The organism is Brevibacillus sp. SKDU10, from assembly GCF_001645205.1.
GTDB classification, from domain to species: Bacteria; Bacillota; Bacilli; order Brevibacillales; family Brevibacillaceae; genus Brevibacillus_B; species Brevibacillus_B halotolerans.
Genome location: NZ_LSSO01000113.1, coordinates 88,536 through 106,517, shown reverse-complemented (window position 1 = coordinate 106,517; position 17,982 = coordinate 88,536). Strand labels below are relative to the sequence as shown.

Genomic DNA, 17,982 nt, shown 5'->3' with positions numbered 1-17,982 from the left:
TCGCGTTACCTTGTCGGCGCTGGCGTCCTCGGAACGAGATGTCATCGGATTTCTTCGGCTTCACCTTCTGATTGCGAAAGAATACTTCGAGATCGCATTTATCGGTACCCGATGCGCCGAAGGTTACGAGACCATCGTTCGGGTACGGCTTAAACTTTAGATGGCGGAGTTTCTGTTCGTAGAACCTACGGGAAATAGTATTGTCGTAATAAGACGTCGTTGGCGAAGCGTAGTAAGCGTCTAGTTGTTCGGTGAATTCACGTTCAATGCGGGGTGCTCGTTCGGATGTTACGATAAGGCACCATCCTCCTTTGGTATCTCATTTAGTCTTGCAAACTCTCCAAATAGTTCCACAGCTTTCTGGTTATAAGCTCTCGCGGCTTCTTCTTGATCAGTAAACAACCCTAGATAGACCGTCTTGCTGTTATGCCTCATACTCCCCTGCCATTTACCTTTTTCTTCTCGCCAGTACACACCTTTGTATCCACTCTTATTGTTCGTTTTAATTCGCTGGTTTCTATTATTTTGAGCTTTACTGCAAATTCGTAAATTACTTTTTTGGTTGTTAAGAGAATCCCCATCGACATGATCGACTACAAGTCGGTTTTCTGGATTCATGATATATCTGTGCATTAAAATTGTTTTTCCGTTTAATCTCCGGGCAGCGTAGTAAGAATTCCCGCATTTCGTTGCGAACCATTTATACTTGGATAAGGGTTCAAACTCTTCGTCGTCAACAATCGTTACCTTCCCTTGGGTCAAAGGAATCTCACGTGACAATCAATCACGCCCCTTCTTCGTTTTCTTCGAACCACTCTCGCTCGTCCACTTTCTTCATCCAACGTTCCGGGTTAATTTCCACGTCACAACGAACTGGACATCGTAACTTTACAGCGCTCTCCATTGTTGTCCTGATGTGGTCTATTGCGTCTTGTGTTATGTCTCTAGGACAATCGAAAAGAAGTTCATCATGAACCTGTAATAGAATAAAGGTGTCGTAATGTCTGAGAACTGGCGCTAGGTCTACAATCGCCTTTTTAAGAATAGAACCCGCGCTCTCTTGGATCGGGAAGTTACCCGCCTGACGTTGGGCGCCGAATACTCGAAAACGCTCTTTCGATTTAATGTCGTTATGAAGTCTGCGTTTCCTTCCGAAAATCCCTGATACAAATCCGTCTTTCATAACCTTCCGATGCTGTTCGTCCATATATCGTTTAATGCCGGGATATCCGCGAAAGTAATCGTCAATGATCGTCTGTGCGTTAGCTTTTGTTACTTCGAGCGTATCTGCAAGCTTACCGGCGCCCATTCCGTAAACGATTCCGAAGTTAACAATTTTCGCTTGTTTCCTAAGTTTTTGGCACTCGTGACCCTCCGTATCTTTGTGCTGCTCTATATCGTCATAGGTATATCGCCCTTTACTGATAAGTGCCGCCGTAGTCGAGTGAATATCCCGACCCGTCTCGAATGCCTCGATAAGTACCGATTCATTTGCCATGTGTGCCAACACACGTAATTCAATTTGCGAATAATCGACTGAAACAAGAATCCGATCACTGTTCGTCGCGAGAAAAAGATGCCGTATCTCTGGTCGTTTGGCTGGGATTTGTTGTGTATTCGGATTGGCGCACGTGAATCGGCCAGTTGCGGCACCCCATGTATTATGCCAAGGGTGTATTTTCCCATCGGCTTTTACGGTATGGGGCAGTTTAGACGTGAACGCTTGTCTCAATTTCCCCACCGCACGGTAATCAAGAATTAACGGAATGACCGGGTGGTTCTTTTTAATACGTTTTAAGGTACGAACTCCTGTAGACCCTTTATCGTTATCAGGCAACCGTAAATCCCCGTATAGTTTTTTTGATAGCTGTATCGGTGAGTTTAGGTTGATTTTTTCACCTAGATATTCATGTATTTCCGCCTCCAACTGCAACTCCTCTTGCCCAAACTTCTCGTCCAATTTCTTCGCCATATCTACATCAAACCGGATTCCGCGTAAGTCAGACCTGATGAATTGTCGACACACAGGCATTTCGATGTCGAATACCAATCGCCCGATACGTTTGAGATCGTCGCGCTTCGAATACCAAGCACGAATCCACTCGTAAAGTTTTAGCGTCTTCTCCGTATCGCCTGCCGCATATACCAAAGCGACATCTAACGGAATTTGATTGAACGGGGTTTTACCGAAAAGCTGATCGAAATTGTCTCCCGGCAGTTTTAACCAATCTGCACACAAGTCCTTTAAACGGTGGTTACGGTTTTCATCGAGGGCCATCGCCATTATCCGTGTATCTGCATAAAGAGCATCTATCAAGTCAAGCCCGTATTTCACATAGAACCATTTGCAATCAAAGGGCGCGTTGTGCATGACGATCTTTGCCTTCGGAAGTATCTCGATCATTTTACCGATTACGTATTCTTCAGGCAGTGCCTTCTCAACGTGGTTTAACGGGATATAGAAGCTTTCAGAGCGAGTTGAAATGCTGAATCCCGCCATATCACCACGCCAAGGATCGAGAGCCGCACCATCTTCCCCGAACGTTTCACAGTCAACAGCAATAATATCCGCAGATTCAATCGCCCGAATCGTGTATTCTAACGAAGAAACGTTGTTTACTAGGCGGTAATTAGGCGGAGTATTCCGTACCATCTCCGCCAATTTTTCACCGCGTTGTCGCTCGTTTAAATCTACCCATATACGAAGAGCTTCCGCCTTACTGAACCGTTTGGCAACGTCAGTCGGACGTCTGCCTATTACGCCCGACTCCATCGCTCTTTTAACCTCTAGTAAACGTGCCTGATCCGAAGCACTATTACTCATTGCAAGTATACGCGCCCACGCCTGCTCGATCGTCTCAGTTGCGGCAGACTTACGTTTAGTCGCGTCTGCCACTCGTTGCTTAGCCTCAGCGTCGGCTACGGTCGGTGAACGGAGTTTTAACGATAATTTTACGGTCAGAGCGACCGCCTCCTTTCGTTAGGGTGGCTAGGCTACTCGTAAGTTTACAGTGGATTCCACCGGCGCGATGAGTTCTAGTTCCTCCGGTTTAGTCCACGTATTGTAGTCGCTAGTCACGAAATCCGGCATACTAAGACGGTAAGGCGATCTAGCGCCGTCGGTTCGTTCGATAGTAGTGATAATTCCTACATGTTCGTTTAGGCCGTGAACATTTAAGCGCCGTCCAAGGAATCTTACTATGTCGCCCGCCTTAAACTCGCCAACCTTACGGCCAAGTGCGGCCCATTTCACCTCTTCGTCAGTTACATTCTCTAGTTGATAGGGTCTCGCGTAGCCCTTCTTTCCATCTTGTCTTTTAATAGTCAATCTATCATCGTCCTCGCGTAAGCCAACGGTATAGATACCGCCGTCATCAAACCCGAATAGTGGATGCTCGCCACCACCGCTAACCAAACGAACTTTATCGCCCGGTCTAAACTGGTCAAATGCTTTTTGACTAGTCTCTGCTTCTTCCGTCGCTACTGTTAATTCGTCAATGTGCCCCTCCCAATCTCTGTGGGCTGGAAAGTTAACGGTTACGCAACTATCATCAACAGCACATACCACACCAATATCGCCATTACGTACACCACCCCATCCGTATTTAGGCTTTTCTCCGTCAGCTATCGTTAATTTCACGTAAACACCCGGCTTGATCTTTTCTCGCGCGACTTTACGTAGTGCTTCCGCAACCTCTTCGTCGGTGGCGCGGACTAACCCATCCTCTCGGAACCAGCCTGCGACCCTCTCGTCTAAGTTCTCGGCACGGTATGGCGTACGGGACTCATCATCGCAGATAACCTTCACTATTTGTCCAACCGTAGCGTATGTCATATAAGCATTTACCACTTTCGCATACTCCCCGACTTTCAAACGGTTAGCTTTCTTCTTCATCGCTTCAAGTTCGGCAACTCTCGCTTGTGCTGCGGCTAGTTCGTCGTCGATGGAAATCGGCTCTAGTACGGTATATTTTCCTGATAGTACGTACCAACTTTCATCTACGTCATCAATAAAATGAGGATCACCAGCTCCGTCTAATTCGGTAATCTCGTAAACTTTACCCGCGGTATAATCCACGGCTGAATCATTAGGAACCACGAACTTATCGCCCACTCTCGCATCTCGCGCGACCTTCCGATAAGTTACGCCCCCATGCATTACTAGTTCGTTCGGAACAGTGCCGATTTTTTCGAGAATTTCGTAATCATCTTCATCGCCTACAGTGTCGTATGTCTCGTCGTCCTCGTCGATAATCTGCGGGTCATCGAAAGAGTCGATTTCTACTACCTCGTAAGGTTTTTCTGCTACGATATAGTCTCCGCGCGACTCACTATACATTAGGTAATCGCCTACCTGCGCATCACGATCCGTTACCACACGATATTGAACGCCATTTACCGTTTTAATGTTTCCCATTATTAAACCGCCTCCGATAATTGTTTTTTAATAACAGTCGATAACTTGCGCCACTTCTCGTTGATATTGTCCGGCGTCGCCCAATATTCGGACAGCTCCCGATTTTCAATCAAGTACACTTCGCCGTCGAGTACTCCGATGAGATAATCCGCGTCGTCCCGCGTGTAAACCTCGCCACTGTTACGCGAGCCACATACAACGAGCGCACCGCCCCGATCCTCCCGTCTACGTACGGTCTTTACCTGAAACGTCTGCCAGTCGCGTGACAACGGGTGCCGCGCCACAATGTCGTACGCTTCGGGGGCTTCCGGGTTGGCAATCTCGTAACCGTTAGCAAGGAGTGCCGTCTTCGCCACTAGCTGCGAGTGGGCTCCGATATTATTCGAGTAGTTCGCCATCTGGTCGCCTCCTCTCGGTTAAAATGGCAAGTCTTCGTCGGAAACGGTGATCGGCCCGTCCTCTAATACCGATTGATCTACGTTCTTCGTTGCGTTTTTGAGAATTTCGCGGATATCGTCCTCGGTGCGGAAGTTCGCGAGCTCTTCGTACTTGATTTCGGTCGATCCGATAAAGGCACGGGCGGCATCGAGTACCCCTTCGTCAAGATCAGCCGACTCCAGCGAGTACGATTTATCCGCCTTGCCGATCGTGACCGCATCGCCTGTCAACGTATAGTCCGGCTTGAACTTTTTCGCAGCCTTTTCGAGCTTGTCGAAGTCGTTCATGAGGTTGTTCGCGTGGAACTCTTTAAGGTCGAGGACGCGCCACGTCTTGTATTCGGGATCGTACACCGGCATCATGAAGTAGAGTTTGCGTTTGGCTTTCGCCTTGCACGATAAGCAATTAGTTCCGTTTGGCTTCGCGTACTGATCGAATAGTGTAACGCCTTCGTCTTCGTTAGCCGGCGCCTTCTCCAGGCTGTGCGAGCACGTATGCTTACGGTAGTAGGTTTCCCGTGACGGGTATTTCTCGCCGTCCTCATGCGTGTAGTAAAAGTACCATTCGGTATACGGTGCGAGGAGGACAAACGTCTTGCCACCGGCTAGTTCTTGGCTGAGCTTAACGTAGCGTGTGACACCTTCCGGCAAGCCTGCGTTAATGCCTCCGCCGGCTCCTTGTGCCGCCTTGTCGCGCGCCTCTTCACGTTCTTTTAACTTTTCACGGATTCCCATGCACATCGCTCCTTTAACGTTATGATTTGCGGATTGCTTCGAACTGGGCTTGTAGTAGGGTGCCATATGAAAGCGTTCTGATAAGCTCATCCACAGCGCCTGCCGTTAGCTGAATCGTGTATGTCTTCTCAACGGCCGGTGTTGTGGAGATTAGCGTGATTGGTTCTTGCTTGGTCAAAGGCACTAGTACGACATATTCCTTAGTAGAAGAATCCCGACAGCCACCTGCGTCATCGTAAAATTCCGCATCGCCGAACGAGTCGAAACCTGCTATCATGTAAACCTTTCCTTGAGTTAAATCCCGCCCTGATTCTGTGATCTGGATGAACTCGTCGCCCGGCTTCGCCTCACGTTCAACCTTACGATACAGCTTACCTTCGTGCACAATCGTCTCCATTATCAACACTCCTCGTCATCATTTCGGACACCGGTAGTCCCGCGTCCGCGAGACGGCATGAACGGTCGTCTACTGAGTGGCTTGCGCCTGCACCCCGCAGGTTTACAACAGGCATACGGGGCGCCTCGCCTTCTTCGTCCACACCGCCTTGCCGACGCGGGAGGTCGGCCATATTAACCCGCTGTAGCCCTCGCATATGCTACAACCGACTTAGCGACAAACTTTTTTCGCGCGATCAACTGCTCAATATCAGCGTCTAACTGCGTAAAGTATTCGTTAATGGCGTTTATACGCGCTTGGCACGCTAGTTTAACGGCTACACTTCGCGTTTTAAGCATACGAAGTTCTAACGCCGATTTCTCACAATTAAGCTGTGCTTTGGTCAGCATCGCTTTACGTTCAGCCGCCCTTATTGAACGATCAATCTTACGTATTTCTTTCGATACAATTTCGCTGAATTTGCGGTATAGATTCGGACAACTAATCGCGCCCGGAAATACCGTTCGTATAATATCTCGCCCAATATCAACGTATATTGAGATTCCATCACAACTAAAGAGGCGACCGATGTTACCCTTCGAGTCCTTTGTATTAGCTACGAAAGTTGACTGGGCAAACTTATCCGCCAGCCATTGTGCGGCGCTCTCTGTCTCGATTCCGAATCGTTCCCTAGCCCGCTGTATCGCGTGCTTACGTACAAATACGTTGCCCACCGATACGCAGCCGTCTGGTACGTTTATAGTCGGCTCATACGTTCCACTCGCGCTTTCTACGACTACTTGTACGGGTGATACCTGTCGTACCCGAAATTGTATTCCGTGGTATTCGTACAAACCGTCGTCAATCATCGTTGCTTTTCGGATAATGTGCGCGATCCATGAATGTACTTTTTCGGCAGGTCTGCGGGTGATCTTCGCTACTTCTTGGCATACTCGCGGCGTAATTCTTAGTCGGTAGTCGGTGAGATTCATCCGAGCCGCACCGCCTTTCGGATCGAGGTGGATACGGCAGTCGGAATATAGTCCGCAGGATCATCATAGGGCGGGAAACCTCCATTGTAGATATATTCGATATTTTCGGATTGCTTACGTTTAGGCATCGGGATCATCTCCGTTTCAAGAGTAATTATTTCTCTATGTTTGACAGAACGTTCTGTATAATGGCAATTAAAGATGGTTAAGATTTTGTAATAGCCACTTTGTTACAATTGAGTTATTATGCAGAAATGAATTATACTGATAGTAAGGTGCCTATATTATGCAGATGACCTGCGTAAATAGGGACACACATGTTAAACCGCTAAGTAATCGTTTATATCTCCAAAACGATTGGCGTCGTATAAACGAGATATCCTTCGTAACTTACGGTTTACAGTCTCGTGGTGCAACCCTAAAGCTTTGGCGAGCTTGTTGGGTGAACTGTACTTCGAGAACTCTGTTAGTATCTTCACGGTAACCTCATCGGATAGAGTCTTGGCGGACTCGATGAGGTGGGAGACAAGTTCGCGCTTGTCTCTTTCTTTTTTTCCAACAAGTATTTTTTCTTCAATAGAAGATTGATAGTTGGGATCAAATTCGTCTGACATTCTTTCGAGGGTGTTGGCGCACCCGTCGTCGAACCATGTTAGTTGCTCTCTTGCCTTTCTTATTGCTTCTGACCTGTATAAATCAATTCTACGTTGACTGATCCGTTGATTAAGTAAGTGGAGGAACTCACCCTTTTCGACGACAAAAGCTTCAAGTGTTTTTAGTAGCGCATCCTCGTACATTTCGATTATCGTATCTTCATCTACGCGTGTTCGTCTGGCATCCCCTTTCTTACGCTGATTCCAGAGAGGGAGAATCTCACGGTACAATTCATTAAAGACTTTCTGGTCTTTCGACTGCTTGTACGACGTGGCTAATTTATTCAATTTCTTTTTAAATTCCATTTCTTGTCTCCTTTCGTTTTGCTCTACATATTATTATTCGTTTGTAAAAGATATTTCGCACACATTGCTTAAATATTTTTATTATGGTTTCATTTTGATATACTTAATGTATTACTTATTTAGAGGTGTCCTATGCCTTTTGTAGCCGGTAGGTGCCTCCTAAAACAGCGTCTGAAGAGTGTCCGCATGACGCAACGCGATCTTGCAAGTAGGGCTGGTATGCCAGAGCAGCAAATTTCTGACTATGTAAACGGTCGCATAAAAATGTCATTGGACAACGCGCGAACCTTATCCCACATATTGCAATGTTCAATCGAGGATTTGTACGAGTGGGAACAGATCGCCCCTTCTCAACGCAGTCGGAGCAAGCACCTGAAGGAGTAGACTAATGCTTTCCGGTCTGCTCTACGGCTAAAACTACGTGAATGTACGTAGTTATTTCCTTTCTTCCTAAGCCCCCTTACTTGTACATTTCATTTTCCTGTCCTGTCTTAATTATTATTTGCGTTTATTGAATTTTACATTTCACAAAAAAGCTTAAACATTTCGATTTATTTCGACATTTTTATTGGTTTTTCCGACAAAAAAAAGACCACCCTCAACTGGGCGGTCCCATCTTCTGATTTATCCATGCTCTCCCACATTATATACGGTCATGTATCCACGCGCTGTATCCTTACTAACAATTCCATGCTCACCCACGTTGGCACTCACGGGGGAATTTGTTGTGAATACAGTCAAAACTAGTAAAAATGCTAACGCTAGCTTTTTCATAAGAATCATCCTTCCATCATTGAGTTGTACTTTTCACGCTGTTCTTGCGAAGCCTTATTGTAATGCTTTGCGAAAACAGCGGTGATTTTCTTCGATCGAAAATTATTACCCATGTGCTCTGACCACTCCAGCGCTATTAACAACTTATTAAGTCCTTCCTCAAATCTGTTCATATACAGAAGATAGCTTCCCATCAATTGGTTATAACTAATTCTATATTTAATTCCCAAAGTGTAAAGTTCGTTTTCTATAAACTTAATTAATTCTCGATTATCATGCAGAAATATCGTAGCCTCTTTAATCTTTCCCGTTTTTAAATACGCGGAGAGAGCTGTTGGAACAATCGATCTCATATGTTCCCTTCGACCATTCGCCCATTTAAAAAATTCATTTATGGATTCAATCTTACCTTCCTCAATCTCAGTTAACAAACGGTTTCCTATGCTTAAATCAAAAAAATAATCATTTATTTTGGAATATTGGTCAATTAATTCATAGACAAAGGGATACTTTCCAGCTCCTTTCAAAGAAAAACTTAGATTCATCAACGACTCGGCGTAATAGCTATCTAGCTCATCCCTCGTTATCCCACACAATTCTAAGTTACCATCATTTAGTAAGTTTTCACAGTACCGTTTTGCTTCTCTCGTGTATCTCTCTGTGTTCTCGAAATCTTCAACGAGATTATAGAAATATGATATTTCTAGTAGCGAGTCAAGGTACAATTTTGGGGTTAAATGTTTTTGGACTCCTAGTAGTTTTACTAATGCTATATAACTATTTTTCGAACTTTCTCCTCTCGTTCTCATGAAAGAACGATGTATTAAAAAGAGCCTGTACATACTGGTAGCGTAGCTTGTCGTTATTTGCCCGTCCCATCCGTCACGAATCGCAGAGTATATATGAACTGCCTCATCATAAAGATGCCTCTCGTATAAACTTTCGGCCAGTTTGAATAATGTTTCTAAAGACTCCTTTTGGTTCAACAGTAGGAAACTCGTTCTATTGGCTAGGTCTGACATCCCTTGTAGTAAGCATTGTTCAATGAATGACTTGCATTTCTTAATATCCAGTCTACCACTTTTCTTATAGCACTCGAAAACAAAATAACTGTAGAAGTATCCTTGTTCAAGTCCCAAAGCTGACGTGAGCCTATCGAGTAAGTCTAATGTAAACGCAGTATCTGCATTGGAAGATAGTATCTTGGATAGTCCACCCTTGGAATATTTCATCATATCAGCTAACGTTGACATTTTTACAAATCCAAGAGACCACATTTTACGTTGAATCAATTGTCTTAGTTCCACACGCATCAGGTGAACGTCTTGATCTAAGTATTCTCTGCGCATAGAGTCCTCTATAGTTACTATCTCCATAGATTTCACCTCTCGCAATACGTCTCATAGTGAGATTATACATCTCATTATGAGATTTGTAAACACATAACGGGACGTTGTTTTAGCTTAATAACTATGTTACTATGATAAAAAGAAAGGAGTTGGATTAATTTGTCATCAAAGCGAGAACTTTCACTTGAAGGTAATGAATTAAAAGATTTAATAGACATAATGAAAGCTGAAAATAAGATAAAAACTTATTCCGAACTGGCCGAGTTATTAAATATTAACGTAAGTACCTTTAGGAATAGACTACATCGCGATAATATGAATTTTAATGACGCGGTAAAATTAGCTGATTTTTTAGGGTACGAAATGGTTTTTAGGAAAAAGTAGATCAATATTCCTAAATTATCCTATACAAATATTAATATTAATAAAATTATTTTTACTTGTAAACGCCCTCATACAGTATTTCATCAATTCCGCACTATTTTTTATTTCGTTTGGGTCCTTATAACGGATCGGATACCCTACGATGTTAACCGTCATATATCCCGACAGCCCTCCGACGACCGCCCGTTTCATCTTCTGACCAGCCTCGTCGTGGTCCGCCATTACCCCGATAATCTCTATCGGGCTCTTCCGCAAAGCCTCCGCCTTCTCTTCGCTGAACGCCGAACCACCTAACGCTACTGCCGGCACTCCCGCACTCCACAGATACATCGCGTCAATCTCCGATTCCACGAGCACGGCCCCCGTAATTCTCTGCTTATAAATGATGTCCAGCCCGTGCACCATTTCACGTATAGGTCGCCCTCCCTTTGCGTACCAGAACGTCTTCTCGTTAACCTTCCGATATTTAACGTTCCCTAACGTTCCGTCCGCGTTAAACCAAGGAATAGTAATCGCGTTAGTCCTCGGATCATAGCCCGTTCGGAACAATTGCTGTATCTCATCGGCTATACCTCGCGAAGCTAAATACGGATGGTCCCTGTCTAGGTACTGTTCGTCTAACGTCTGAACTCGCGGCTGGTCTAGGCGTAAGCGCCCCGACAAGTCCAACGTAAGAGTCTCGGGGTCAACCGTTCCCTCCCCGTACTTCCACCGCAAGTAATCCTGCGTCTCCTCTTCCGTTTCCTCCCGTAGAAACGCGAGCAACTTTACAATACCGCCGCGCTGGTAATCCGGGTCCTTCGCGCCCATATCCGACCAATAGCCGGCTTTTGCTATGTTACGTGGGTCGTTATTGTCACGTAACCAAACGTAGAATGACGGCGACCGATCCCAACGGAAGGGGCTGGCCGCAAGCAGCTTATCATCCGTCCACGTTGCGGCTGTCCACGAAAACTGTTCCAGCTCGGCCCGAATATCTATCTCCATTTGTACGTCCTCCTTAAAACGGCATCTTAAATTGATCTGCGGCTGCTTCGCTGCTCGGTAGTTCGCGTAGTACACCGTAGTCCATTAGCGCTATCAAATCCACCGTAAGGTCCTCCGCGCCATTTCGCCCCTTCTCGATCCCTAACTGAGCGTTTCCATCCGCCGAATCAAACGAGAATAGATTTGTTGCAATGTCGAGAAGTGCTTTCGTAGTTTTTACTTGGTCGCGGGTCGGGAGCTTGATTTCACGGTCTCCTTCTTCGCGTGTTTTCTTTTCAACGGTTGCCTGCACCGCGTATATTCCGACTACATCGTTTTCCCCAACGATTCGTTCAAATTTACGTGCTGCCTGTTCCGCCGCACCCCCTGTTGTTTTATTTGCGTTACTTCCATAAACGTCTGAGATTCCGTAGAAGGGATCGACTACAACAGCGTCAATATCTGGTCGCATTTTAAGCTCACAGTCTAATTCCGTAAGGGATCGCGTTAGGTCTCGGTCCCCTTTAGCTTGTAGTATCAATTTACCCGGGTAGTATTCGTTAAGTCGCGTTAGCATATCGAAGAAATAGCCTTCAACGTCGCCTTCAAGTTTGCCGGCAAGTATCTTTTTATTCGGCAGACCGACCGATTGATTCGTCCGTTCGTCAACAAATGCTTCGTCTCTTGCAGTCGCGACCGAAAGGAGACGCGATACCCATAGGAATGCTTTTAACTCGAATGATTTAACTAAAACCGTTGCACCTTGTCGTAATAATTCGTCTATTAACACAATGATGAAGTACGATTTACCTCGACCGGACTCCGCCATTACCCCGTAGATGTCACCGGTAAACAACCCGCCGATCGCCTCGTTTAGTGCGTTAAATGGCGTTTTCCAAAGTCTGAACGACTTACCCTCTTTGCGTTTGTTATATTCCTCACGCATTTCGACTGACAGCTCACCGAGAGATCGTCCAATACTCTTTTTTGTCTGCACACTTACTTGTACTTCTTCGACGCGTTCTACTAGCCACGCGGCAAACTCTTCCGTCGACAGTTCCGTAAACTTATCCCCAACGTCCTGTCCAGTTAAGAACGAATGTAGCCGTAACTTACCCGCATCGTTCCTTATCTTACGCGCCATATACTCGAACGAGTCGCCCACTTCCGGCATGTACGTAAAGCCTGCACACTCAGCGACTACTGTCCGATAATCCGGCGCCTGCCCTCCGTTGCTGTCCGCGTAGGCCTTTATGAACCGGTAGGCCTTCCGTTCAGCCTCCGTGGGGAAATGCTCGGCCCGTATGTCGTATCGAATAAATGCGCCTGTATCGTTTGTATCAATCACTTTCGAAAGAAACGATTCACCGTATGCCAAATCCGCTCACCTCCGCTAGTTAGGTATTACAAAAGACGTCTTCCCCACTCTGACAATTTCTCCGACAACCGATCCGCCTTCTCATCCGACAGCTCCCCGAACTCATTACGAAACTCTATTAGCAGCGCGTAATCAAGAAAAGCCTCTGCGCAGTAATCCCGTTCCTCATCGGTCATACGCGGTTTCATACGAAACAACCTCGCAATCATTTTCGCATCCCCCTCTTCGAATCGCCATTGAACCCTAGCTGCAAGCATTGCTCCCGCACGCGATCCGATAGTCTTTTATCATATAGAGTAACCAACTCTTCCATCGGTATGTTCGAGGTGTAAACGGTAGGCATCCGATTCGTCACCCGGTGGTTAATAATCGTATGAAGATCGCCTCGGAAAGCCTCGGTCGCGTCCCGTACTCCGATATCGTCCAGCACAACGAAGGGTGCATTCATCGCGTGCTTCATCCATTCGTAGTATTTACCGGATGCTGGTTCGGCAATGTGGTCGGGTACTTTCGGTCTATTAAACTGGTTAAACAACGTCTGCCACTCGTTCACGTCGAGGAAGAAGACGGGCCGTTGTAATGGCTGGAGCCCTCGTTGGATCGAGCCGATGTAATGCGTTATTAGGTACGCGTTCGCAATTGCGGCGGCTGTCGTGGTCTTGCCCGTTCCGGGTTCATACGAAAATAGGTACAGCGACTTGATACGTTCAGAAGGTTCTGAAACCTCGTTGAATTGGCGTATAAACGTCGTTATATAACGTTCGATATTCGAATAGATACTACGCTGTTCGACGCGTGGCGGTGCCGTCTCAACGGTTACAAGAGCGTAGTCACTCGGGATGCAGGCGGCGGCTACTCGGCCCCCTTTTCCGCTGGCTCCATGCATCGCGATGAAGGACGGGCAGAGGCGGGTGCAGGCGGTCGGATCGTTGGCATGGCGGCAGGGTTCTCGTAGTATACAGTGTGGTGCGTTCGTGCTCAATGACGTTCACCTCCGAATTACATTTACTTACAATAACTTCATACGTGTTATACTGAATAAGAACTGAGGTGTCAAAAATGCCAAAACCTATCTTCTGCCCTAACTGTGCAAGTCCAATACCTGATATTTCTTTTAATCTTAAAAAATTTACAGGCCTCGAATGTAAAGATAAAAAAGGCAAGACAGTCGTAGCCGCGATCAATGGGTGGGGTGTTGAATGTGACATTTGCGGGTGGAATGGCGAAATTTTACCCACAGACGAAGACGATAAGATGTACTGAAGTCACAACCATTCCACCAACTCATTCTCACTCAACACATTCTCCGCCGCAGTTACTCGTCTCTCCTCGCGCAATGCCGTCGCCAGTACCCGCGCCCGCATATACGTATACATAAACGTAAAGGTCAACGTTGGGTACTGTCGCGTTGGCTTATACGTCCGGAAGCATCCGTCAATAAACCGTTTGACTATTTCCGTTCCGTGTTCGTCGATCATCCGTTTAATTATGCCTTGCTCGGACCGCCAGCCACAGGCGGGAACGTAAGGGAGTCCGTAGAGTTCTGCGTGTCGGTCACGTAGATACTCCGTAAAAGTCGTCGTGTTCCAGTCGGCGACCTCCCGTTCACGCCACGACTTGGCGGGCGGAAGTTTACGATTAGTTACGTTGCTCATCGAACATACCCCCTTTCATCCGTTTATACTTCTCCATCGTTCGATCTTTTAGTTCCTGCGGAATCCCGTCAAGGTCGCCGTACTCTTCCACCCACATCTGCTCGAATTGTTTTACATAGATAGGAAGAGATAAATAATCCGCATACTCTAGTCGACGTTCCAGCCATGCGATTAGACTTTCGTGGGTATATTTGCAGTAGGGGCAAGGCGGTTCACTTTCGTAATAGCATACGCATCTGTCCGTTATCATCGCGTTTAGCCTCCTTTTCGCTTAAAATTCGAAGCTTTCCAATTTCCTTATAATAAATAATATTTTCCAAAATTGGATTATTATATTAGAATGGAAAATATAAATATTCAGAGAGGGTTGGTATCAATGAAAATGCCTTTTAAAACATTCCTTTTTACAACCGCTCTATTCAGCCTCTTTGCAACTACTGCGTATGCATATGAGGTAGTAGGCGAAAGGAAGGAATATGCTGAGAGAGTTATAAATGAAAAATGCGAGAGAGTGAGTGACCCTTATAAGGGAAGAATCTATCAAGAGATAGAAGGTTACTACAAAGTGTACGAAATAAGAAAAGACGGAAGTAGAACTTGGGAAGCATACATAGGTGAAAAGTATGCTAATTTTTTTGTAAAACCAACTGACAAAGTATGTGATCTTTAATGATACTTACATCGGCTGCCTTTGGCAGTCATTTTTTTGTCCTCTAAATTTGACAGCCCGTTTTAATTTTCACGCCTTGGCAGGTGGGAGTTTACGTTTATTTGCGTTGCTCATGCGTAATCACCTCCATTACTTCGCGCCATAAATAGTTACCGTAAGAAGACTTATCGTAAGTGATGCACGGCTCCATTAAACGGACTAGCTTGCGCAGTCTTTCTACTTCCGCCTCCGCGTCCAATGCTCGCCGGATTGCATGAGGCCATCCGTCACGAGCTTCGGCGATAAACCGAGCGTCTGCCCTCTCACCGCAACTAGCAACAATCACACCGCCTCCCCATGCCGGGATAGACGTTGCCTCCACGCAGTGCCCCTCGTGATAATCCTCGACCTAAGGTCCTTCTGTAGGCGCGTAACATATCTCTAAGTCTTCGCGTAGATTCCGTTCCATTTACACATCGCTTCCTTTCCGTAGTCGTAGCGCGTGCCATTCACAAAAAAGTCGTGTATACGCCTTATCTGCGTCTATTCGTCGTTTGACCACGCGTTTTAATTGAAAAGCGTGGTAAGCTAGTTTGAGTCGGGTTAGCATTTCGTCGCCCTCCCAATCTATTGCTTGAATCTTGTCTCGCACGCTAGTAAATGCGGAGAACACGCTGCCGTAGAAATCACGGGCACCCTCTCCCTCCATCGTCTCGTAAAACGCAAAGGCCTCCTCTCGCCGGCTATACACGTATTCTTCCAGCCGTTGCCAACTCGTCTGCAACCGTTCGATCTCCGCTAGCAACTTCGGAATGTCTTCGCGAGCATGAGCAATGAACTCTACGTCTTCTTCCCGATGAATAAGCGAGCGATCCAACTAATCGTATACGTCGTATATATCGAAACAAACCATCTTACCAGGAACCACTCGCCAAGGTCCTTCCGTTGCCTTCTCCGCACGCTTACGTATCGCTTCAATTTCTTCATGCGTCATCATATCAGCCCACGGTCCCCTTTCCATTCGATCTCCGGCAGACCTACGGTGTTTAGGGTCTCCTCGACATCCTCGTCGTACGTAAAGCCCGGGATACAAAACAATATAGTAAGTGCGTTAATTAACGTATCACGTAGTTCCTTATCGGAAGTGTATTCGACTACTACTCGTCACCCCCAACAACTGCTTGATTCAAACCAGCTAGTATTTGCGTAATTATCTCATCCTTTCGCTCAGCTCGTTTGATTGCCGCTGTCTGCTCGGGGTCAAATAAAACGTAGGGTCTTCCGCATACCATGGTCATCACGATACCTCCCACCCGATTTATCTTTTTTTTAGATTTTATACTATTAATTTATTGCTCTTTTATTCAAAAAATTTGAAACACAAGAAATAATATAATAATATAAATAATGCTTAATACATAATTTAACAGCAGAGGAGATCAATTTTTTATGAAGAAACTAATGGGTGTATTTCTTACAGCTACCTTAATCGTTGGAGGCTTGGTTACAATTTCGCCTAAGCCTACTTTTGCAACTTTTTGCAATCCTAATGGTAAGACGGATTGTCCAGTAGGTCCCTATCCTAAATGCCCGCCATCTACTAGAGGGAATATGCAAGAGATGTGTTCATGGTAACCTTTTCTGAAAATTAAACCACTACACTTCTAAAAAGGATCGATTATATGAAACAGATATTTACTATAGGAATTAGTGCCTTGATGATCTTATCAGTTTCCAGTGCCGCAATCGCTGCTGAACAACAAAGTTTCTGTCAGGTTGAGCAATGTGATCAAATAACTTAAGCTAATGCCTCCTTTAAAGGGAGGCTCTTTTATTCTTTTAGTTATTTGCATTTATTTTTCTTTACTTACTATGGTCTCTCACTCGATTCGTACGTACATAATCTACATGCGGACTATAGCTCTCCATTTCCAGCCGTATCTCTTCTACAGTTTGAATGTAGATCAGTAACCACGCACTGAGTTGTATAAAAGTGTTGATAGATATTTGTTCTGCTCCTAAGTCTCGTGCAAGCTTTGCCCGTTGTATCATCTCTTTAACTTCCCCGATAGTCTCACTGTTTGTCATTGGCGTGCACCCGTGTACATCACGAATGGATGCCCTCCCTGAATTGCTGTGATAATTTCCATAGAACGCGATCCCTCCTATTGATTAGCCTTAGTTATCAATTCACTTATACATCTGTTACCGCGCCATAATCTTTTCATGTTTCTTTTTTAATACATTGACCGCGCGATAGAAGGAACGTAGTGACTGATTGATGCGCTATCTTTTTCTTGTTAAAGATTAGTTATTGTTAGTGTCAAGTCTATCCGTATCCGAGGTATCGGTGTCAGACGCGTGAGACATGGACAATAAACCCGCCCTATCCGGAGTTAAATATCGCTAGATGACTGATCGGAAGCACTGTATATCTCGCGTTAACCCACCGCCCTTTCCCGTCTCGCTCCTTCATCGCTTGAATAACCTCTCGCCCATTCCAACGGTATTCTAGCAGTCGTTTGACGCGCCTATTCGCTGTCTGGCGGCTGACTCCGAGCCTTTACGCAATCATCTCTTGCGTAGGGTAACACTCGCCCTTCTCGTTCATGAACGAAGCTATAACGCAGAGTGTCCGCCAGTTCTCGTCGCCGATGTCCGCTAAGAAGCCGGAGTGTACGGCATCGACGTACATTTTTAGGAAGATGCGGGTTTCGCGGCGACCGCTAGTGACGGAGAACTCCGATTGTGTTTCGACTGATACGAGATTATGTTCGGTCATGAACGTTTTACCCCTTTACTCCTAATAGGGGCATGAGGTAGTCGAAATTGGGACGTTTCATAAAAAATTTTACTGATGAAAGACTCCAAGACTGGTAGACGTGGTACATTTTTGAAAAAAAATAGCCAA

24 protein-coding genes are annotated in these 17,982 nt (G+C 45.8%); 3 read left to right on the top strand and 21 right to left on the bottom strand.

The window, feature by feature from the left end:
• Positions 1 to 288: 288 nt before the first annotated feature.
• The 8 genes from AYJ08_RS07005 to AYJ08_RS06970 all read right to left on the bottom strand — a co-directional run bounded on the left by AYJ08_RS07005 (position 289) and on the right by AYJ08_RS06970 (position 7,916).
• Entirely contained in the window at positions 289 to 780 is a 492-nt protein-coding gene (locus AYJ08_RS07005) for an HNH endonuclease (RefSeq protein ID WP_082890891.1), read from the bottom strand.
• A gap of 4 nt (positions 781 to 784) precedes the next feature.
• Entirely contained in the window at positions 785 to 2,896 is a 2,112-nt protein-coding gene (locus AYJ08_RS07000) for a DNA polymerase (protein ID WP_231929033.1), read from the bottom strand.
• Between the two features lie 93 nt (positions 2,897 to 2,989).
• Positions 2,990 to 4,114: a hypothetical protein gene (locus AYJ08_RS06995; protein ID WP_157452820.1), complete on the bottom strand. Its 1,125-nt coding sequence runs from the start codon at positions 4,112 to 4,114 to the stop codon at positions 2,990 to 2,992.
• 305 nt (positions 4,115 to 4,419) lie between these two features.
• The gene (locus tag AYJ08_RS06990) at positions 4,420 to 4,815 is read right to left on the bottom strand and encodes a hypothetical protein (RefSeq protein ID WP_064017114.1); all 396 of its coding nucleotides are present in this window, start codon (positions 4,813 to 4,815) and stop codon (positions 4,420 to 4,422) included.
• An 18-nt stretch (positions 4,816 to 4,833) separates the two neighbouring features.
• The gene (locus AYJ08_RS06985; protein ID WP_064017113.1) at positions 4,834 to 5,589 is read right to left on the bottom strand and encodes a hypothetical protein; all 756 of its coding nucleotides are present in this window, start codon (positions 5,587 to 5,589) and stop codon (positions 4,834 to 4,836) included.
• A gap of 19 nt (positions 5,590 to 5,608) precedes the next feature.
• Positions 5,609 to 5,986 (bottom strand): hypothetical protein, encoded by a 378-nt coding sequence (locus tag AYJ08_RS06980; RefSeq protein ID WP_064017112.1) that lies wholly within the window; start codon positions 5,984 to 5,986, stop codon positions 5,609 to 5,611.
• A 173-nt stretch (positions 5,987 to 6,159) separates the two neighbouring features.
• On the bottom strand, positions 6,160 to 6,957 hold the full coding sequence (locus AYJ08_RS06975; RefSeq protein ID WP_064017111.1) for a hypothetical protein: 798 nt from the start codon (positions 6,955 to 6,957) through the stop codon (positions 6,160 to 6,162).
• A 320-nt stretch (positions 6,958 to 7,277) separates the two neighbouring features.
• Positions 7,278 to 7,916 (bottom strand): hypothetical protein, encoded by a 639-nt coding sequence (locus AYJ08_RS06970; RefSeq protein ID WP_064017110.1) that lies wholly within the window; start codon positions 7,914 to 7,916, stop codon positions 7,278 to 7,280.
• A gap of 132 nt (positions 7,917 to 8,048) precedes the next feature.
• Here AYJ08_RS06970 and AYJ08_RS06965 point away from each other — a divergent pair, with 132 nt between their 5' ends.
• Positions 8,049 to 8,300, top strand: a complete 252-nt coding sequence (locus tag AYJ08_RS06965; RefSeq protein WP_064017109.1) for a helix-turn-helix transcriptional regulator — start codon at positions 8,049 to 8,051, stop codon at positions 8,298 to 8,300.
• A gap of 240 nt (positions 8,301 to 8,540) precedes the next feature.
• Here AYJ08_RS06965 and AYJ08_RS23445 read toward each other — a convergent pair whose 3' ends face one another.
• The 8 genes from AYJ08_RS23445 to AYJ08_RS06920 all read right to left on the bottom strand — a co-directional run bounded on the left by AYJ08_RS23445 (position 8,541) and on the right by AYJ08_RS06920 (position 14,672).
• A complete protein-coding gene (locus AYJ08_RS23445) occupies positions 8,541 to 8,690 on the bottom strand; it encodes a hypothetical protein (protein ID WP_157452819.1) in 150 nt (49 codons plus the stop codon).
• Between the two features lie 5 nt (positions 8,691 to 8,695).
• Positions 8,696 to 10,066, bottom strand: coding sequence for a hypothetical protein (locus tag AYJ08_RS06960; RefSeq protein ID WP_064017108.1), 1,371 nt, complete (start codon positions 10,064 to 10,066; stop codon positions 8,696 to 8,698).
• Positions 10,067 to 10,438: 372 nt separating this feature from the next.
• Positions 10,439 to 11,140, bottom strand: coding sequence for a toprim domain-containing protein (locus tag AYJ08_RS06950; protein WP_231929031.1), 702 nt, complete (start codon positions 11,138 to 11,140; stop codon positions 10,439 to 10,441).
• A 283-nt stretch (positions 11,141 to 11,423) separates the two neighbouring features.
• A complete protein-coding gene (locus AYJ08_RS06945) occupies positions 11,424 to 12,767 on the bottom strand; it encodes an AAA family ATPase (protein WP_064017105.1) in 1,344 nt (447 codons plus the stop codon).
• Between the two features lie 26 nt (positions 12,768 to 12,793).
• Positions 12,794 to 12,976 (bottom strand): hypothetical protein, encoded by a 183-nt coding sequence (locus tag AYJ08_RS06940; protein WP_064017104.1) that lies wholly within the window; start codon positions 12,974 to 12,976, stop codon positions 12,794 to 12,796.
• Positions 12,973 to 13,653, bottom strand: a complete 681-nt coding sequence (locus AYJ08_RS06935) for an ATP-binding protein (RefSeq protein ID WP_231929043.1) — start codon at positions 13,651 to 13,653, stop codon at positions 12,973 to 12,975. The genes AYJ08_RS06940 and AYJ08_RS06935 overlap by 4 nt, the downstream gene beginning before the upstream one ends.
• A 379-nt stretch (positions 13,654 to 14,032) precedes the next feature.
• Entirely contained in the window at positions 14,033 to 14,245 is a 213-nt protein-coding gene (locus AYJ08_RS24375; RefSeq protein ID WP_231929030.1) for a hypothetical protein, read from the bottom strand.
• A 160-nt stretch (positions 14,246 to 14,405) separates the two neighbouring features.
• On the bottom strand, positions 14,406 to 14,672 hold the full coding sequence (locus AYJ08_RS06920; protein WP_064017101.1) for a hypothetical protein: 267 nt from the start codon (positions 14,670 to 14,672) through the stop codon (positions 14,406 to 14,408).
• A 126-nt stretch (positions 14,673 to 14,798) separates the two neighbouring features.
• Between AYJ08_RS06920 and AYJ08_RS06915 the strand changes: the two genes are divergently transcribed.
• Positions 14,799 to 15,092 (top strand): hypothetical protein, encoded by a 294-nt coding sequence (locus AYJ08_RS06915; RefSeq protein ID WP_064017100.1) that lies wholly within the window; start codon positions 14,799 to 14,801, stop codon positions 15,090 to 15,092.
• A gap of 97 nt (positions 15,093 to 15,189) precedes the next feature.
• Here the strand turns inward: AYJ08_RS06915 and AYJ08_RS06910 are convergent, their stop codons facing one another.
• The 3 genes from AYJ08_RS06910 to AYJ08_RS23440 form a co-directional block, all read right to left on the bottom strand.
• Positions 15,190 to 15,453 (bottom strand): hypothetical protein, encoded by a 264-nt coding sequence (locus AYJ08_RS06910; RefSeq protein WP_064017099.1) that lies wholly within the window; start codon positions 15,451 to 15,453, stop codon positions 15,190 to 15,192.
• A gap of 87 nt (positions 15,454 to 15,540) precedes the next feature.
• Complete coding sequence (locus tag AYJ08_RS06905; RefSeq protein WP_157452818.1) at positions 15,541 to 15,822, bottom strand: hypothetical protein; 282 nt, start codon at positions 15,820 to 15,822, stop codon at positions 15,541 to 15,543.
• Between the two features lie 406 nt (positions 15,823 to 16,228).
• Positions 16,229 to 16,369, bottom strand: a complete 141-nt coding sequence (locus AYJ08_RS23440; protein ID WP_231929029.1) for a hypothetical protein — start codon at positions 16,367 to 16,369, stop codon at positions 16,229 to 16,231.
• Positions 16,370 to 16,520: 151 nt separating this feature from the next.
• Between AYJ08_RS23440 and AYJ08_RS06900 the strand changes: the two genes are divergently transcribed.
• Positions 16,521 to 16,706 (top strand): hypothetical protein, encoded by a 186-nt coding sequence (locus AYJ08_RS06900; RefSeq protein WP_064017097.1) that lies wholly within the window; start codon positions 16,521 to 16,523, stop codon positions 16,704 to 16,706.
• 228 nt (positions 16,707 to 16,934) lie between these two features.
• Here AYJ08_RS06900 and AYJ08_RS06895 read toward each other — a convergent pair whose 3' ends face one another.
• Both AYJ08_RS06895 and AYJ08_RS24370 read right to left on the bottom strand, forming a co-directional pair.
• Positions 16,935 to 17,159, bottom strand: a complete 225-nt coding sequence (locus AYJ08_RS06895) for a hypothetical protein (protein ID WP_064017096.1) — start codon at positions 17,157 to 17,159, stop codon at positions 16,935 to 16,937.
• A gap of 475 nt (positions 17,160 to 17,634) precedes the next feature.
• Positions 17,635 to 17,853 (bottom strand): helix-turn-helix domain-containing protein, encoded by a 219-nt coding sequence (locus AYJ08_RS24370; protein WP_231929028.1) that lies wholly within the window; start codon positions 17,851 to 17,853, stop codon positions 17,635 to 17,637.
• Positions 17,854 to 17,982 lie beyond the last annotated feature (129 nt).

Excerpts from the sequence above, each read along its gene's own strand:
- AYJ08_RS06990 (WP_064017114.1), bottom strand. The coding sequence starts at position 4,815 with ATGGCGAACTACTCGAATAATATCGGAGCCCACTCGCAGCTAGTGGCG.
- AYJ08_RS06985 (WP_064017113.1), bottom strand. The coding sequence starts at position 5,589 with ATGGGAATCCGTGAAAAGTTAAAAGAACGTGAAGAGGCGCGCGACAAG.
- AYJ08_RS06980 (WP_064017112.1), bottom strand. The coding sequence starts at position 5,986 with ATGGAGACGATTGTGCACGAAGGTAAGCTGTATCGTAAGGTTGAACGT.
- AYJ08_RS06975 (WP_064017111.1), bottom strand. The coding sequence starts at position 6,957 with ATGAATCTCACCGACTACCGACTAAGAATTACGCCGCGAGTATGCCAA.
- AYJ08_RS06970 (WP_064017110.1), bottom strand. The coding sequence starts at position 7,916 with ATGGAATTTAAAAAGAAATTGAATAAATTAGCCACGTCGTACAAGCAG.
- AYJ08_RS06965 (WP_064017109.1), top strand. The coding sequence starts at position 8,049 with ATGCCTTTTGTAGCCGGTAGGTGCCTCCTAAAACAGCGTCTGAAGAGT.
- AYJ08_RS23445 (WP_157452819.1), bottom strand. The coding sequence starts at position 8,690 with ATGAAAAAGCTAGCGTTAGCATTTTTACTAGTTTTGACTGTATTCACA.
- AYJ08_RS06960 (WP_064017108.1), bottom strand. The coding sequence starts at position 10,066 with ATGGAGATAGTAACTATAGAGGACTCTATGCGCAGAGAATACTTAGAT.
- AYJ08_RS06940 (WP_064017104.1), bottom strand. The coding sequence starts at position 12,976 with ATGATTGCGAGGTTGTTTCGTATGAAACCGCGTATGACCGATGAGGAA.
- AYJ08_RS06935 (WP_231929043.1), bottom strand. The coding sequence starts at position 13,653 with ATGCATGGAGCCAGCGGAAAAGGGGGCCGAGTAGCCGCCGCCTGCATC.
- AYJ08_RS24375 (WP_231929030.1), bottom strand. The coding sequence starts at position 14,245 with ATGATCGACGAACACGGAACGGAAATAGTCAAACGGTTTATTGACGGA.
- AYJ08_RS06920 (WP_064017101.1), bottom strand. The coding sequence starts at position 14,672 with ATGATAACGGACAGATGCGTATGCTATTACGAAAGTGAACCGCCTTGC.
- AYJ08_RS06915 (WP_064017100.1), top strand. The coding sequence starts at position 14,799 with ATGAAAATGCCTTTTAAAACATTCCTTTTTACAACCGCTCTATTCAGC.
- AYJ08_RS23440 (WP_231929029.1), bottom strand. The coding sequence starts at position 16,369 with ATGACCATGGTATGCGGAAGACCCTACGTTTTATTTGACCCCGAGCAG.
- AYJ08_RS06900 (WP_064017097.1), top strand. The coding sequence starts at position 16,521 with ATGAAGAAACTAATGGGTGTATTTCTTACAGCTACCTTAATCGTTGGA.
- AYJ08_RS06895 (WP_064017096.1), bottom strand. The coding sequence starts at position 17,159 with ATGACAAACAGTGAGACTATCGGGGAAGTTAAAGAGATGATACAACGG.
- AYJ08_RS24370 (WP_231929028.1), bottom strand. The coding sequence starts at position 17,853 with ATGACCGAACATAATCTCGTATCAGTCGAAACACAATCGGAGTTCTCC.